Consider the following 14,949-nt stretch of genomic DNA (forward strand, 5'->3'; position numbering starts at 1 on the left):
TGCAGTTTATAGCCGCCAATCCAGTGCCAGTGTGATGGAGCGTGGGTCTCCCCAATATACGCCATTATAAAAACCGACGCGTTCGTAATATTTTTTATCAAATAGATTGTTGACGTTAACTGACGCCGAAACGTGTTCGTCGAATTGATAGCGCGACATCAGGTTGACCACGGTGTAGGCCTGCTGGGTGATCTTGGTGCTTTCGGTGATCAGCCGGCCGTCACTGTCCCGGCCACCGGTAGGGCGTGGGGCAAATTTGTAGAAATCGCTCTGCCAGTTAACCGCGCCACCTACGGTCAACCCGCGCCATTGGCCCGGCAGGCGATAGGCCGTCGATAGTTTCAACAGGTTGAGTGGCTGGTCGGTGTTGTTGCGCTGTTTATCACCATTGACCGAGTGGGTGTAGGTGTAGCCGGCTGTCAGGTTCCAGTCCGGCATGACCTCGCCCGATGCTTCCACCTCAAAGCCCTGGACCTTGTTGCCTTTGCCGCCCGACTTGTAGAACTGCTCGCGCGTGACGGGATCCGGCGGTGCGCTGTTATCGAGTTCGGCGACGTTATCCTGGGTGCTCCAAAAGTACGCGGTGGCCAGGTTCAGGCGCTCATTGAGCAGGCTGCCCTTGAGCCCGACTTCGTAGTTGCTGCCCACCACCGGCTCCAGGTACTTCTTGCTGGAATCGCGCTCATCCTGAGGGTTGAAGATATCGGTGTAGCTGGCATACACGGTGTACTCGGGGGTGATGTCGTAGAGCAGCCCCGCATACGGCGTCCACATATCGTTGTGGGTCTGGCGAGTTTTGCTCGATTGAGTCAGTTGGTTATTGTCGTTGTACTGCGGCAAGACGCTTTCGATTTCCCAACTGCCATAGCGGCCGCCGAGTACAGCGTGCAGTTGGTCGGTGAGGCTCAGGCGCGTTGCCAGGTAACCGGCTTTCTGTTTTTTGCTGCTGTGTTCGCCTTTGAGGCCGGTGGTGCGGTCGGGGAACTTGGGGATACCGCCCATGTGCCGCCAGTCCTGAATGTCTTCATAACCTTCGGGTGTGCTGTAACGCTGAAACGGCGATGAGTCTCGCTGCTCGGATTCGCCATAACCTGCCATCAGCTCATGTTCACGGCCAAACAATGAATAGGTCCCGGCAAGGTTGAAGTCCACCACGTCCATTTTCGATGTACCGACCATCTGGTTGGTCCAGGCGTTCATGCCGCTGCCATCCGGGTTGGGGTAGCCGGCGCCGCCGTAGTACACCTTGCCATCAGTATCACTCTGGCGATGGGTGTAGGCCGCCTTGAGGCGCCAGTCAGCGGACAGTTTATGGTCGATAGAGGCGAAGGTGGTCTTGTCTTTGAGTGGCCAGGAACTCCAGTCGGCAGCCATGTTGGCCGAGCGTGACAGTCGCGCCTTGCTGCCATCGCTGTTCCAGTAGGGCAGGGTGCCCCAAGAGGTGCCTTGCACATGTTTGTTCTGATAGTCCAAGCCTACGGCGACCACCGTGTCGTCGGTCAGGTCGCCTTCGAGGATGCCGTAGCCGACCTCCCGTTGCATGGCGTAATTGTCGCGATAGGACTGGCTGTCGCGATAGGCAAGTACCGTGCGTCCACGCAGTCGCCCATCAAACGCCAGGGGGCCGCCCACATCAACGTAGTTGTAGTAGTTGTCATGGCTGGCGCCGCTGACGCCGGCCCTGGCTTGCCAGTCTGCGGTCGGGCGCTTGCGGATCATGTTGACCGTGGCCGAGGGGTCACCCGCGCCGGTAGTCAGTCCGGTGGCACCGCGCACCACCTCGATGCGGTCGTAGATGATGGTGTCGGCATCCGGCTTCATGCGCCCGTAGGTGCTGAGCATGCCGTCGACCTGGTAGTTGCTGATCGAGTAGCCGCGGGAAGAGTAGCCGACCCGATCCGAGTCCAGGTGTTGCACCGTTATGCCTGTGGTCTGGCGCAGCACGTCAGTCAGGGTATTGAGGTTGAAGTCATCCATCTGCTGACGGGTGATCACCGAAACCGATTGCGGGGTTTCCTTGATCGACAGGTTCAGCTTGGTGGCGGTGTTCATCGAACCGGTGGTGTAGGCCTCGGTGTGTTCGGTGGTCGCGCCCAGGCCTTCGGCGGTGATGCTGGTGGCACCCAGCTCAAGGGCGCGTGGCGGGGCAGGCTCGGGGTCGGTTTCAGCCAGCAGGTCCGGGCTCAGCGCGACGCTGAACAGGCCAAGGGTGAGGGTCATGGAACGGGTAAAGGGCGCGAACATCGCGGCAGACTCCTTGTCGTCTTTGCGGCCTTCTCAGTAAGAGAAGGCCTTGGCTCAAAGACGAAAGGGCGCGCGGAACTTTAGGCTTAAACGAGAATGATTGTTATCTTTCTGTTGCAAGGCTCACGCTATTTAGCAACCACTTCGGAGGCGTCTGACTTCTTCGGTTTGATCAGACTGAAATCAATCAAACCCTTTTTCTGGCCGATGTAAGGGTCACCAATCAGCAACGGGCGTGGCTTGAAGCTGTCGTTCACCAGGCTCTTGCTGCGGTCCCATTCATCGAAGCTCAGCCCGGCCAGGTCGGCCCAGGTGTGGATCAACTGCGAGCTGCTGTAAGGCCGCTGCAAATCGCTGGCAAAGCTCCAGTCATGGGTTTCGCGCCATTTCGGCGAGGCGTAGGCCATGAACGGGATGGTGTACATCGGCGCCGTCGGTTTGCCTTCGTTACGGCCCAGGGTACTGTGGCCGGCCGAGTCGAACACATCTTCGCCGTGGTCCGAGAGGTACAGCAGGAAGCCGTTCGGGTCGGTCTTGGCGTAATCCTTGATCAGGCTCGACACCACGAAATCGTTGTACAGCACCGCATTGTCGTAGCTGTTGTAGGTCGGCAACTGATCATCGCTGATGCCGGCCGGTACGCCCTGGCGATCGGTGAACTTGTCGAAGGTTGGCGGGTAACGGTACTGGTAGCTCATGTGAGTGCCCAGCAGGTGCACCACGATGAACTTGCGCTCGGCGGGGTCGGCCAGGGCCTTGGCGAACGGTGCCAGCACGTCGCCGTCGTATTGGCGGGCGTTCTGGTTGCGGTTGTTGTTGAGGTACACCTGCTCGTCAGCCTGCTCGGAAAAGGTGGTGAGCATGGTGTTGCGCTTGGTCATGGTCTGCTGGTTGGTGATCCAGTAGGTCTTGTAGCCGGCCTGTTTCATCACGCTGACGATCGAGGGCGTCTTCAGGTACAGGTCCGGGTTCTCTTCGTCGGCAAACGTCAGCACCTGCTGCAGTGCTTCGATGGTGTAGGGCCGCGGAGTAATGACGTTGTCGAACACCGCCAATTGGTCGCGCAGCTTGTCCAGTTCCGGCGTGGTGTTGCGCGGGTAGCCATAGAGGCTCATGCGCTGACGGTTGGTGGATTCGCCGATTACCAGCACCAGGGTCGACGGCTGGTCGGCCATGGTGTCCTTGAGGTTCTTCAAGGGCGGGATCTTGCTGGCGCTGGTGAGCATGCCCTGCATGCTGTTGAGCTGTTCGGTGTAGCGGCGGTAGGCAACGATCATCTGCCATGGCACGGCCGGTTCGACGCGGCTTTCGAAACCGTCGATGGCCAGTTCCATGGTCGGGTTGGTTGCAATCTGCTTGACCAGCGGGTAACCGATCACGGCCAGCACAATGGCGGTGGCTGCCAGCAGCGCCTGGCCACGCGGCAGGTAAACCGGGCGCAGGCGGGTCCACAGGAATACGGCTACTGCGGTATGGGCGATGAATGCCAGCACGATCCACCAGGCGAAGTACTGGGTCGCGTATTCGCCGGCTTCAGAGATGTTCGACTCGAACATGATGAAGATGACGCTTTGCGAGAATTCCTGCTGGTAAATGAAGAAATAACCCAGGCTGGCCATCGAGCACGCCCACAGCACCACGCCGATCAAGGCCGCGAGCAAGCGCGTGCGCTTTGGGAACAGCAGCATCGGCGCGAGCCAGAACGCGCTCAGGAAGAAGGCTTGGCGAAAACCACTGAAACCGGAGGTGCCGGTCAGCTGGATCAGGAGTTGGGTAATACCCGAGAAATACCAGAAAAACAGGAACAACCAGCCAAGACCGGCCCAATCAAAGCCTTTCGCAGACTTGGTGCTGCGTTTGAACATCGCCATCCAGTACTCCAACCCGATAATTGCTCAGTCGCTGCGCAGGAATGCACGCGACAGTGGGCCGCCGCGTGTGCGTGGCCCTATTCGGCGGGAGTATCGGGAGGAGGATGTGAAAACTTCGTGAGTTATTTCTGAAGGCTTTGTTCAGCTCAGGTTCAGCAAAGCGCAGGCTGGGTGCCGGATGCCTGATTGACCTGTGCTTGAAGGTGTGCGCGCAGACGCAGAACCTCCTGCTGCAGTTGATCGCGTTCTTCTTTTAATTGGCGCAATTCATCGCGACGCACGCTCACGTAGAGGGTCTGTGGCGGTCGGGTCATCTGTGCTGTGCTCATTGCTTACCTCGCAAATAGCCGGTAGATCGCGGTGCCGGAACGCGTCAATCGAGGTTCTGGCAACAGTCGGAAGCAATTCTGAATTCTTTTTCGGGGCAATGGAACTTTTTTATTTTTGGTGGTCGCTGTGACTTTTTCAGCGGTGATGCTGAAACGATGGCGTTTTTTTGTCATGAAACTACACCGATCCGCTCTGGACTAACCCTCATTAGCCTCATTGCGCTATAAACTATGTCACACATTTATTTAGTAGTTAGGAGCATCAGCACATGCAACTGGGGATTATCGGACTAGGCCGCATGGGCGGTAACATTGCGCGGCGCCTGATGCTCAATGGGCATACCACCGTTGTTTACGACCGTAACGAAGCATTCGTCAAAGGCTTGAGCGAGGAGGGCGCCACCGGCGTCGCCGACCTGAAGGCCCTGGTAGCCGGGCTGCAAAAGCCGCGCGCTGTGTGGGTGATGTTGCCGGCAGGCGCGCCCACCGAAGACACCATTAATACGCTCAGTGAGTTGCTCGAAGACGGTGACGTGATCATCGATGGCGGCAACACCATGTACAAAGATGACATTCGCCGAGCCAAGGCCTTGTCGGAAAAAGGCCTGCATTACGTTGACGTCGGCACCTCCGGCGGCGTCTGGGGCCTGGAGCGCGGTTACTGCATGATGATCGGCGGCGACGTCGAGACCGTGCAGCGCCTCGACCCGATTTTCGCCAGCCTGGCACCGGGCCTGGGCAGCATCCCGCGCACCAAGGACCGTTCGGCCTCTGCCGACAGCCGTGCCGAACACGGTTACATCCATGCAGGCCCAGCCGGTTCCGGGCACTTCGTGAAGATGATCCACAACGGCATCGAGTACGGGATGATGCAGGCCTTTGCTGAAGGCTTCGACATCCTCAAGACCAAAAACTCGGAGAACCTGCCGGAGCACGAGCGCTTCGACCTCAATGTTGCCGATATCGCCGAAGTCTGGCGCCGTGGCAGCGTGGTCTCGTCCTGGTTGCTGGACCTGACCGCCGACGCATTGGCCACCGACCCGAAACTCGATGGCTACTCCGGTTCCGTGGCCGACAGTGGCGAAGGCCGCTGGACCATCGAAGCCGCCATGGAGCAAGCCGTGCCGGTACCGGTGCTGTCCACCTCGTTGTTCGCCCGTTTCCGTTCCCGTCAGCAGAGCACCTACGGTGACAAAATGCTGTCTGCCATGCGCTTCGGCTTTGGTGGCCATGTGGAGACTTCCAAAAAATGACCGCTAACGGCAAGAAACCCAAGGCCGAACCCGCTCCACCCACTACCTTGTTTCTGTTTGGCGCCCATGGCGACCTGGTCAAGCGCCTGCTCATGCCGGCGCTGTACAACCTGAGTCGCGACGGGTTGCTGGGCGACGGCCTGCGCATTGTCGGCGTTGATCACAACGCCATCAGTGACGCCGACTTCGCCAAGAAACTCGAGGACTTCATTCGCACCGAGGCCGCGAGCAAAGTCCGGGGCAATGCCGAAAACGCCCTGGACCCCGCGTTGTGGGCGCAGTTGGCCAAAGGCATCAGCTACGTCGAGGGCGATTTCCTCGACGACAGCACCTACGCCGACATCGGCAAGAAGATCGCCGACAGCGGCACCGGTAACGCGGTGTTCTACCTGGCGACTGCACCGCGCTTCTTCGGTGAAGTGGCGCAGCGCCTGGGCAGTGCCGGCTTGCTCAACGAAACCGATGATGGTTTCCGTCGTGTGGTGATCGAAAAACCCTTCGGGTCGGACCTTGCCACCGCCGAAGCGCTGAACGCGTGCCTGCTCAAGGTGATGAGCGAGAAGCAGATCTATCGCATCGACCATTACCTGGGCAAGGAGACGGTGCAGAACATCCTGATCAGCCGTTTCTCCAACGTGCTGTTCGAAGCGTTCTGGAACAACCATTACATCGACCACGTGCAAATCACTGCGGCGGAAACCGTGGGCGTCGAAACGCGGGGTAACTTCTTCGAGAAAACCGGCACCCTGCGCGACATGGTCCCCAACCACCTGTTCCAGCTCCTGGCGATGGTCGCCATGGAGCCGCCGGCGGCGTTTGGCGCTGATGCGGTGCGCGGTGAAAAGGCCAAGGTAGTGGGTGCGATCCGCCCGTGGTCGTTGGAAGATGCGCGCGCCAACTCGGTACGCGGCCAATACAGCGCTGGCGAAATCGGCGGCAAGTCGTTGCCCGGTTATCGTGAAGAAGCCAACGTTGCGCCTGATAGCAGCACTGAGACGTTTGTCGCCCTCAAGGTGATGATCGACAACTGGCGTTGGGTCGGCGTGCCGTTCTACCTGCGTACTGGCAAGCGCATGAGCATCCGTGACACCGAAATCGTGATCTGCTTCAAGCACGCGCCGTATGCGCAGTTCCGCGACACGGATGTGGATGAGCTTAAGCCCACCTACCTTAAAATCCAGATCCAGCCAAACGAAGGTATGTGGTTCGACCTGTTGGCCAAAAAACCCGGGCCGGCCCTGGAAATGGCCAATATCGAGTTGGGTTTCGACTACAAGGACTTCTTCGAAATGCAGCCGTCGACCGGGTATGAAACCCTGATCTACGACTGCATGACCGGCGACCAGACCTTGTTCCAGCGCGCCGACAACATCGAAAATGGCTGGCGTGCGGTGCAGCCGTTCCTGGATGCCTGGAAGCAGGATGACGCGATTCAGGCTTACAAGGCCGGAGAAGACGGCCCCGCGGCCGCCGACGAGTTGCTGGCCCGCGATGGTCGCACCTGGCATAGCCTGGGATGAGTGATGCAGCGATTCATCCCATCCAGTTGGTGCTCAGTGATGTAGACGGGACCTTGTTGCATCCTGACCATAGCCTTAGCCAGCGCACTGCCGATACTGTCCGCGCGTTGCGTGACGCGGGGGTATTTTTCAGCCTGGCCAGTGGGCGGCCGCCCAAGGCCATGCTGCACCTTATCGAAACGTTCGGTATTGATGTGCCGGTCGCGGGTTTTAATGGCGGCACGTTGATCAACCCGGATGGCAGCATCCTGGTTGCCCATCATCTGCCGGCAGAGGCGGCGTTGGTGACACTGGCGCTGTTTTCGGCCGAACCGGATGTGGAAGTCTGGGTGTTCGCTGACGGCGATTGGCTGCGCCGTGATCCGCCTGGGCCGATGATGCAGCGTGAAGCCGATGGCTTGGGCTACGGGCCGGTGGTGGTGGAGAGTTTTGAGCCGTACCTGGACCGGGTCGACAAGATCGTTGCTGCCAGCAACAACACGCAGTTATTGGTGGAGCTGGAAGCGCAGTTGCAGCCCAAGGTGCAGGGCCTGGCGCAGGTATCACGCTCGCAGCCGGTGTACCTGGATGTTACGGCCATGCTCGCCAACAAGGGCGAGGCCTTGAAAACCTTGGCCGCGCACCTGGGTGTGCGCATGGAACAAACGGCAGCTATCGGCGACGGCGGCAATGACCCGGCGATGTTTGCAGTGGCGGGTTTGTCGATTGCGATGGGGCAGGCGGAAGAAACGGTCAAGCGCCAAGCCAGTGTTGTGACCGGCAGCAATGTCGAGGACGGCGCAGCTGAAGCGATCGAGCGCTTTATTCTCGTACCGCGATAAGCCGCTTACGTTGTGATACTCAACTTCCGATCATTGTTATGCAATGATCGGAAGTTACTGCCGCGTCTTACTTCTGCATAACCCATGACTGTAACTGGTAGCCGTTTTTGTCGAGCTCGGCACGTGCCTGCAACAACAATTCTTCCAACTGAGCCGGGTCGGTATAAGTACTCGAAGACAGCTGTTTGCTGCCGATGCGGGTATTGGTACGGTCGATGACGCTCAGGCTGAGGGCGCCGTTGCCATCGTGCCAGGCCACGCACTGAAAGGGCTGGAAGGCACGGTCTGCGATCAAAAGAGCTTCGTTGATGCGGAGCGGGGCGTTCATGTGGGTCTTCTCTCTAAATGCCCAGTCATTTAAGTACCGTCGGTTGGGCGAGCCAGACGGTGAGTTACTTGTACTGATGCACGATGGCAGGGTACGGGTCACATCTTAGATCAAGAAATTTCAACTTTTCGTGATTGGCGTCATGTAAGCGGCTGTTTTGAAAGCGCATTGAGTGTGGCGGTCGCGCCTGATTTTTTGGCCCCAGCGACGCCGAGATGGCTTTGTGCCCAGACTTATAGCGAAATAATACAAAGGCTGTGTCAATAACTTGCTAGTGTTAGCGCCAGGCCGCACAAACCGTTGTTTATAAATAACTTTAACAATTTTGGCGCCAAGGAATAGTCATGGTTGTTACACCTGTCCAACGACGCTTGCTTGTAGTCGACCCGTGCGACGACTGCCACCAGCTATTGCCTGGTTTGCACAGTGCGGGGTGGGAAGTGGACAGCTGCACGCTCGGCGCCGTAGGCGACAGGTCGTGCGATGTGGGGCTGTTGCGCCTGCAGCCCTATCACCTGGAGCGCCCGGAGGCCGTCAAGGAATTGATCAGCCGCAGCGGCACCGAATGGATCGCGGTGCTCAGCCAGGATGTACTACGCCTGCAAAATGTCGGTGATTTTGTCTGTGAATGGTTTTTTGACTTCCACACTTTGCCGTTTGATGTGGCACGCGTGCAGGTCACGCTAGGGCGTGCATTCGGCATGGCCCGCTTGCGCGGCAAGGGCCACACACTGATCGACGCGCAGGAACACGAGCTGCTGGGCGACAGCCGGCCCATTCGTGAGCTGCGCAAATTACTCGCCAAGCTGGCACCTACAGAGTCGCCGGTGCTGATTCGCGGCGACAGCGGCACCGGCAAAGAGCTGGTGGCCAAGACCCTGCATCGCCAATCCCAGCGTCATGCCAAGCCCTTTGTCGCGATCAACTGCGGTGCCATTCCCGAGCACCTGATCCAGTCCGAACTGTTCGGCCATGAAAAAGGTGCGTTCACCGGCGCGCATCAGCGCAAGGTCGGGCGTATCGAAGCGGCCCACGGTGGCACGTTGTTTCTCGATGAGATCGGCGACTTGCCAATGGAACTGCAAGCCAACTTGCTGCGTTTCCTGCAGGAAAAGCAGATCGAGCGCGTCGGTGGCAGCCAGCCCATCCCGGTGGATGTGCGGGTGCTGGCGGCGACCCACGTGGACCTGGAAGCGGCGGTTGAGAAGGGCACCTTTCGCGAAGACTTGTATTACCGGCTTAATGTCTTGCAGGTGGTAACCGCGCCGCTGCGCGAGCGGCACGGCGACGTTGCGATGCTGGCCAACCATTTCTCACGTTTCTACAGCCAGGAAACCGGGCGCAGGCCGCGCAGTTTCAGCGAGGATGCTCTGGTTGCTCTGGGCCAACACCCGTGGCCGGGCAACGTGCGCGAATTGGCGAACCGCGTGCGCCGTGGCCTGGTATTGGCAGAAGGGCGTCAGATCGAAGCCGGTGACCTGGGGTTGCAGTGCGAGCAGGCAATTGCGCCACCGATGGCTACACTGGAAGATTACAAGCACCGCGCTGAACGCCAGGCGTTGTGCGATGTGCTCAACCGGCACAGCGATAACATGAGTATCGCGGCCCGCGTGCTGGGCGTGTCCCGGCCGACGTTCTACCGGTTGCTGCACAAACACCAGATCCGCTAGGGCGGGTAAACCGAAAAGCCTCGCAACGACCCTTATCGTTGCGGGGCTTTTCCTTGCTGCCTGGGACGCTCCGCGTCCCACTACTGCTAAAAGTAATACGGGAATTTCAGGCTGAACGTAAAGTCCGGCGCATCATCGGTCATCCCAATCGACAGGTTCGGTACGATCGTCAGGTTATCCGACGCCGCAATCGTCATGCCCACGTTGAAATACCCGGCGTTGGCATCGCTGGACACCACCGATTGCCAGTCCTGGCCGCTCTGCTTGACCTTGCTTTTACGTTGCACCAGGTCAGACACCGAGAACGACATGCTCATCTTCTCATTGAGCGCGAAGGCCACCCCGACACCGAGTTGGAAGCTGTCACCCAGGCTGACTTTGCCAGGGATCTTCTGATTGAGATTGGGGCTGATATCGCTGAACGAGTCTTCGAAGTTATGGGTGTAGGAAAGCGAGCCGAACAGCACGGCGGGGTCGAACGTCTTGACCAGCGAAATACCTGGCGTGACCGACCACACCCCGTTGCCGGTCGGCAGGCTTTCCGGCACGGCGAGGTTGTTATTGCTGGCTTGCTCGATCAGCTTGATGCCATAGGGTTCCTTGCCGGTCGGTGCCTTGACCCGCAGCGACACCACCGCATCCGGCAGGCTGGCGCTCTCATCGAGGAATTTATAGGCGATGCCGAAGTTGACATCACCAATGGTTGGGTCGCGGCTGACTGAGGCTTCCGACGTATTCTTGGCATCGCCGCCGGCGCCACCGGACTGGTAGGTCGCTTCGCGATACACCACCGGCACGTTCAGGTCGAACTGCCAACGGTTGTCCAGGTTGTAGCGGCCGGTGAGGTCCAGGGTCCAGCTGTCCGACTTGATCCGGTCCAGGTTGATATTGCCCAGGAAGATCGAGTCCAACGCCAGAAAGCCGTTGAGTGACAATTGGCGCGCGTCGTAGCGGGCATAGGTGAGTCCGGTTTCAAAGCTGAACTTGCCATTGCCAAAAAAGCCGCTGGCCTCGTTGTACAAGTTGCTCACACTTTGTGCCGGGGCGGAATCGTCCTTCAGGCTTTGCCCGTACGAGCTGTTACCGGCTGCACCGCCGGACGCTGCGCCCGCGCCGACGCCGGCCACTGTCGTACCGCCTTTCTGGAAGTCGGCAGGCGACTTGGCCAGGCGTTTGGGCGTAGGTGTTGCCGGCTGATCTTCCACTTGCCTTACGCGTTGCTCCAATACGGCCAGTGCTTTTTGCTGCACTTCATAACGCTGCTTGAGCTCCAGCAGTTCCTGCTTCAGTGTTTCGATATCGGTATCCGGCGCGGCGTACAGCACCGAAGCGGGTAGGAGCGTACTCAAACAAATCACGGCACGTAACGATAAAGATCGATGCATGAAATAAGCCGTCCCTTTCTAATGCGTAAGTGTCGAGGCTCAGCGTAGTTCAATAACCGGAGGGGCGTAGGCCTTTGAGTTGATCCAGGTTCAGGTTCTGCGTGATGTTGTTCAAACCGTTGTTGCCCATGACCACATTAAGTTGGGTCATATTGTTCACGAAGTTGCTGTTGCCCTGAATAACCGTGCCTTGCAGCACATTACCGGCACCGATTTGCTGCACCACATTGCCCTGATTGTTATTGGCCTGGAGCGCCATTTGCAGGCCACCGTTTTTAGCCGTGACCGTCACTTGGCCGGCGGCTGTGCCTCCGGTGATCGGCTGGCCGGCAATCAATGCCTGACCCGACTGCACGTAGTTGGCGGGCGCCAGGCCGTTTTTCGTCACGTTGATATCCACGCCGTTGTTGGCCGTGTTGCCATCGCCCGCTGCGCGCACGCTTTGCGTGACACCCTGGCCGGTGCCGAGGCCGGCACCGCCGACGACGGTGCCCTTGCCGTCAGGCTGTTTGATCACGCCGGTGCCGTCGTTACCGGTGATTTGCACGTAGAATTGCGGGGTGACGGTGGAAGCGTTGACTTGCATGTCGGCGGTGCCGGTCACGGTCGCGCCGGCGGCATTGGTCCAGGTGCTGCTCATCACAATGCCAAAGCTGATAATCCGCCCGGGCATCACATAGCGCCCGCGCAACTCGGCCATTTCCGCGTCCTTGAGCTCGATCGGCTTAAATGCCGAAGAAGCATAGGCAGGTGCTGCGGCTGCCAGGCACATGACTGTCAGCCAGCGTCGAGTGTTCATCGTTTGCTCCTGGAGCGTCCTGCTCCTTATTGCGCTTCTAGAAGAAGTCGCTCTGGATAAAACCGAAGTCCATCAATTCACTGTCGCGTACCGGGCTGAACTCGTTGAACTGGTTCTTGGCCGTCAGCGGCGCACGGGGTGTGAGCAAGGCGTTGGCCTTGTCGTAACCCTCACCGATCACCGCGAACACGATGCCGTTCCAGCCCTTGACGAAATCGTTCTTGGCATAGCGCTTGTTGCCCAGCACGGGGTCGCCGATATACACCCAGTCTTTGTCGGCCCGTTGCAGCACGACAAAGTGCTTGTAGCCACGAATGTCCAGCAACACCACCACCGGCACTTTCACGGTGACGAGTACCTCAGGCGTAATCCGGTAGCCCTTGGCGCGCATGTGGATGCTTTCCAGGTAGCGCTTCATGTCGAGCATCGAGAAGCCTTGGGTGCGCACCAGGTTCTGGTCGGCATTGACCAGCATGCCCTTGATCACGTGGTCTTCATCCACGTCCATCCAATAGGCTTGGCGCAGGATGGTTGCCAGCGCGGCGGCGCCGCAGCTGAAATCGGTTTTTTGTTCCACCAGGTTGGCGAATTTGCGCTCGCGGATGCTTTCGACCTTCTTGTACACCACCGCGCCGTTTGGCATGACAACGGCCATTTGCGCCGCCCAGGTCGGGCCGGTGAGTGCGAACAAGAGGAGGGCAGCTGTGAGGCGCATGATCGTATGACCTGCTGGACACTGGAAATAAAAAGGGCCTTGTTGCCAAGGCCCGATCTGAATCAGAAGCGAGTGATTGCTACGTTGTTCTGACCTTGGTTGTTGCTGCCCGACAGAACGTTGGAGTTCGACACCCCAGAGCTGTAGTTCATCGAGTTGTTCACGCTGGCGTTGTTGACCACCGGTTTGGTGCTGCCCCAGCCGTGGCCGCTGGCCAGGTTGAGGGTCAGGTTGCCCGACACATCCTGCACGCCAGTGACGGCTGCAGCACCGCTGTCGCCATTACCCGAGGCAATTGCAACGCTGTTGCTGCCTTGGTTGGAGGTGCCCGATGCGGCGTTCAGCTGAATCACGCCTGAAGCGTGGTTGCCACTGTCGTTAAGGGAAGCGTTGTTTCTAGTGCCGCTGTTGGCCACAAAGTTACCGGTGTTCGATTGAGCGGTACCGGTGGCGGCGAATACGAAATCCGCATCCCCGGAAACGATGGCAACGTCGTTTTTGCCTTGGTTGTTGTCGCCGCTCAGCACGTTGCCGTTGGCCACGCCACTGATGTTGTTGTAGGAATCATTGGCCGAGGCGTTGTTTTTGGTTTTGTCATTAAGTACCACGTTGCCATGGTTGCTCTGACCGTCCTGTGTGGTCGCAGCAGCCGTGGTAGGCGCGTGATAACCGCCCGCTTGAGCAGCAACAGCCATGAGCGCAGCGAGAGCAAAAGCCAGTGGTTTAAGAGCCATTGAAGTTTTCATGGTGTATCTCCTTGCTTCTAATTAGTTGGTTAAGTGTTGGTACGGTCTAGCTATGGACTCAGCTCCATCAGTTGAGTCGTAAGTTCAGGGTGTTAGCCACTCGGTTCCCCACCCCGGCGCTCTGGTTGACCTGAACCACTCCACGGCTGCCGGTGAAGGCCTGGTCGCTGGTAACGACCTGGCGGCTGCCAGTGGTAGGGGTCAACCCTGAGTCGGTTGCAAGCGCAACGTTTTGTTGCGACATGACGCTGTCGTCGATGCTTTGCGGGCCAGCACTCACGCTGATGCGCACGGCATTGATCATCTGGTTCTGGGCCCCGGCGGACTGGTTGACACTCAGTGCACCGTTGCCATTACTGAAGGAGTTGCCCTGGATCGCAGCATTGGCGTTCAGGGAGCGGTCGGTGGGCGCGCCGCTGATTTTTTGCGTGACGGCGATGTTCGCCCGGGCATTGTGGCCCACCGCAATAGCGACGTTGTTGCTCAGTTGTTGCTGGTCACCCGCGGCCTGGTTGATCGTCACCACACCGTTGTACTGCTGGCCCGAGTTATCAATGGTTGCGTTGTTATTGCTGTCGGCCATCGCCGCTGTGCAACCGAGCGCTGCTAGAAGCATCCAGGAGTGGTTCATTTCATTGCTCCTCCCACCATGCCGCTGATGTTGTTCAGAGGGGCGAGCCCACTGGATATCGCACCGTTGACCGTGCCTGCAATACCGCTGCCGCTACTGCCGTGGCCGGCTGCTCCCGCTGCGCCGAGGTTGTTGGCGCCACCGAGAGAGTTCAAACCGGTAATGTCACCGTTTGGCATGATGCTGCGCGTAATGCTGGAACCGCTGCTGATACCGGCAATGTCGTTATCGCTGAGCTCATGGTTCATGGCGCGATTGACTTGGGCCGAGGGGTTGGCATTCACGGTATTGGGGTAGGGGTCTTGGCCGCGTGAGCGACCGATTGCATAAGGTTGAACCTGGCGTTCAACCACGATCACACCATCACCGGCCGCAAGCACTGGAACGCTCACGCTGGCACTCAGTGCACAGCTGATCAGCAGGAGGCTCAGTGAGCCCTTATTGTGTGTGTCCATGGCAGTGTTCCTTGTTCTTCACGCTGACCCTAAACAGCGTTATCAGGAACAGAGCAGAACGCGTGCCGCTTTTTATTTATTGTTTATATTCAGAGGGTTGGAGATAAAACGAGGCAAAGTGATGGCGGTGCTGTTTCAGGGTTGAAACAGTGTCGCCGTCAAGGGGCATGCCCGGCCCCGCC

14 protein-coding genes are annotated in these 14,949 nt (G+C 58.7%); 4 read left to right on the top strand and 10 right to left on the bottom strand.

All coding sequences use genetic code 11. The annotated features are described in order from the left end of the window. Positions 1-6 precede the first annotated feature (6 nt). The 3 genes from AOA62_RS17600 to AOA62_RS32040 all read right to left on the bottom strand — a co-directional run bounded on the left by AOA62_RS17600 (position 7) and on the right by AOA62_RS32040 (position 4,444). Positions 7-2,244 carry a TonB-dependent siderophore receptor gene (locus tag AOA62_RS17600; protein WP_099549300.1) on the bottom strand — a complete coding sequence of 746 codons (2,238 nt, stop codon included), beginning with the start codon at positions 2,242-2,244 and terminating at the stop codon, positions 7-9. 128 nt (positions 2,245-2,372) lie between these two features. Beyond that, on the bottom strand, positions 2,373-4,115 hold the full coding sequence (locus AOA62_RS17605) for a phosphoethanolamine transferase CptA (RefSeq protein ID WP_099549301.1): 1,743 nt from the start codon (positions 4,113-4,115) through the stop codon (positions 2,373-2,375). Between the two features lie 152 nt (positions 4,116-4,267). Beyond that, a complete protein-coding gene (locus AOA62_RS32040; protein WP_256349299.1) occupies positions 4,268-4,444 on the bottom strand; it encodes a DUF6026 family protein in 177 nt (58 codons plus the stop codon). A gap of 269 nt (positions 4,445-4,713) precedes the next feature. Here AOA62_RS32040 and gnd point away from each other — a divergent pair, with 269 nt between their 5' ends. From gnd to AOA62_RS17620, 3 genes are read left to right on the top strand one after another with little or no spacing between them, the layout of a single operon-like run. Next, positions 4,714-5,697, top strand: a complete 984-nt coding sequence (gene gnd, locus AOA62_RS17610) for a phosphogluconate dehydrogenase (NAD(+)-dependent, decarboxylating) (protein WP_017138121.1) — start codon at positions 4,714-4,716, stop codon at positions 5,695-5,697. After that, positions 5,694-7,217 carry a glucose-6-phosphate dehydrogenase gene (gene zwf / locus AOA62_RS17615; RefSeq protein ID WP_017138122.1) on the top strand — a complete coding sequence of 508 codons (1,524 nt, stop codon included), beginning with the start codon at positions 5,694-5,696 and terminating at the stop codon, positions 7,215-7,217. Before gnd ends, zwf begins: the two co-directional genes overlap by 4 nt. Further along, positions 7,214-8,038: an HAD family hydrolase gene (locus tag AOA62_RS17620; protein WP_099549302.1), complete on the top strand. Its 825-nt coding sequence runs from the start codon at positions 7,214-7,216 to the stop codon at positions 8,036-8,038. The genes zwf and AOA62_RS17620 overlap by 4 nt, the downstream gene beginning before the upstream one ends. Before the next feature lie 67 nt (positions 8,039-8,105). On the opposite strand, the gene AOA62_RS17625 is transcribed toward AOA62_RS17620, so the two are convergent. Continuing rightward, positions 8,106-8,366, bottom strand: coding sequence for a hypothetical protein (locus tag AOA62_RS17625; RefSeq protein ID WP_017138124.1), 261 nt, complete (start codon positions 8,364-8,366; stop codon positions 8,106-8,108). A 344-nt stretch (positions 8,367-8,710) separates the two neighbouring features. Between AOA62_RS17625 and AOA62_RS17630 the strand changes: the two genes are divergently transcribed. Then, positions 8,711-10,036 carry a sigma-54 dependent transcriptional regulator gene (locus AOA62_RS17630; RefSeq protein ID WP_099549303.1) on the top strand — a complete coding sequence of 442 codons (1,326 nt, stop codon included), beginning with the start codon at positions 8,711-8,713 and terminating at the stop codon, positions 10,034-10,036. Positions 10,037-10,122: 86 nt separating this feature from the next. On the opposite strand, the gene AOA62_RS17635 is transcribed toward AOA62_RS17630, so the two are convergent. The 6 genes from AOA62_RS17635 to AOA62_RS17660 form a co-directional block, all read right to left on the bottom strand. Beyond that, the gene (locus AOA62_RS17635; protein ID WP_099549304.1) at positions 10,123-11,421 is read right to left on the bottom strand and encodes a transporter; all 1,299 of its coding nucleotides are present in this window, start codon (positions 11,419-11,421) and stop codon (positions 10,123-10,125) included. A gap of 49 nt (positions 11,422-11,470) precedes the next feature. Continuing rightward, complete coding sequence (locus AOA62_RS17640) at positions 11,471-12,220, bottom strand: hypothetical protein (RefSeq protein ID WP_099549305.1); 750 nt, start codon at positions 12,218-12,220, stop codon at positions 11,471-11,473. Positions 12,221-12,257: 37 nt separating this feature from the next. Then, positions 12,258-12,935: a C39 family peptidase gene (locus AOA62_RS17645; RefSeq protein ID WP_017138128.1), complete on the bottom strand. Its 678-nt coding sequence runs from the start codon at positions 12,933-12,935 to the stop codon at positions 12,258-12,260. 62 nt (positions 12,936-12,997) lie between these two features. Beyond that, positions 12,998-13,681, bottom strand: coding sequence for a hypothetical protein (locus AOA62_RS17650; protein WP_017138129.1), 684 nt, complete (start codon positions 13,679-13,681; stop codon positions 12,998-13,000). Between the two features lie 67 nt (positions 13,682-13,748). Next, positions 13,749-14,312: a hypothetical protein gene (locus tag AOA62_RS17655; RefSeq protein ID WP_017138130.1), complete on the bottom strand. Its 564-nt coding sequence runs from the start codon at positions 14,310-14,312 to the stop codon at positions 13,749-13,751. Continuing rightward, the gene (locus AOA62_RS17660; protein ID WP_017138131.1) at positions 14,309-14,767 is read right to left on the bottom strand and encodes a hypothetical protein; all 459 of its coding nucleotides are present in this window, start codon (positions 14,765-14,767) and stop codon (positions 14,309-14,311) included. Before AOA62_RS17660 ends, AOA62_RS17655 begins: the two co-directional genes overlap by 4 nt. Between the last annotated feature and the right edge of the window lie 182 nt (positions 14,768-14,949).

This window comes from Pseudomonas sp. 2995-3 (assembly GCF_002742565.1).
GTDB lineage: Bacteria > Pseudomonadota > Gammaproteobacteria > Pseudomonadales > Pseudomonadaceae > Aquipseudomonas > Aquipseudomonas edaphica.

Bases quoted from the DNA above. Each gene is read 5' to 3' on its own strand.
- AOA62_RS17605 (WP_099549301.1), bottom strand. From the start codon at position 4,115: ATGGCGATGTTCAAACGCAGCACCAAGTCTGCGAAAGGCTTTGATTGG.
- AOA62_RS17650 (WP_017138129.1), bottom strand. From the start codon at position 13,681: ATGAAAACTTCAATGGCTCTTAAACCACTGGCTTTTGCTCTCGCTGCG.
- AOA62_RS32040 (WP_256349299.1), bottom strand. From the start codon at position 4,444: ATGAGCACAGCACAGATGACCCGACCGCCACAGACCCTCTACGTGAGC.
- AOA62_RS17600 (WP_099549300.1), bottom strand. From the start codon at position 2,244: ATGTTCGCGCCCTTTACCCGTTCCATGACCCTCACCCTTGGCCTGTTC.
- gnd (WP_017138121.1), top strand. From the start codon at position 4,714: ATGCAACTGGGGATTATCGGACTAGGCCGCATGGGCGGTAACATTGCG.
- AOA62_RS17625 (WP_017138124.1), bottom strand. From the start codon at position 8,366: ATGAACGCCCCGCTCCGCATCAACGAAGCTCTTTTGATCGCAGACCGT.
- AOA62_RS17620 (WP_099549302.1), top strand. From the start codon at position 7,214: ATGAGTGATGCAGCGATTCATCCCATCCAGTTGGTGCTCAGTGATGTA.
- AOA62_RS17640 (WP_099549305.1), bottom strand. From the start codon at position 12,220: ATGAACACTCGACGCTGGCTGACAGTCATGTGCCTGGCAGCCGCAGCA.
- AOA62_RS17660 (WP_017138131.1), bottom strand. From the start codon at position 14,767: ATGGACACACACAATAAGGGCTCACTGAGCCTCCTGCTGATCAGCTGT.
- AOA62_RS17645 (WP_017138128.1), bottom strand. From the start codon at position 12,935: ATGCGCCTCACAGCTGCCCTCCTCTTGTTCGCACTCACCGGCCCGACC.
- AOA62_RS17635 (WP_099549304.1), bottom strand. From the start codon at position 11,421: ATGCATCGATCTTTATCGTTACGTGCCGTGATTTGTTTGAGTACGCTC.
- zwf (WP_017138122.1), top strand. From the start codon at position 5,694: ATGACCGCTAACGGCAAGAAACCCAAGGCCGAACCCGCTCCACCCACT.
- AOA62_RS17630 (WP_099549303.1), top strand. From the start codon at position 8,711: ATGGTTGTTACACCTGTCCAACGACGCTTGCTTGTAGTCGACCCGTGC.
- AOA62_RS17655 (WP_017138130.1), bottom strand. From the start codon at position 14,312: ATGAACCACTCCTGGATGCTTCTAGCAGCGCTCGGTTGCACAGCGGCG.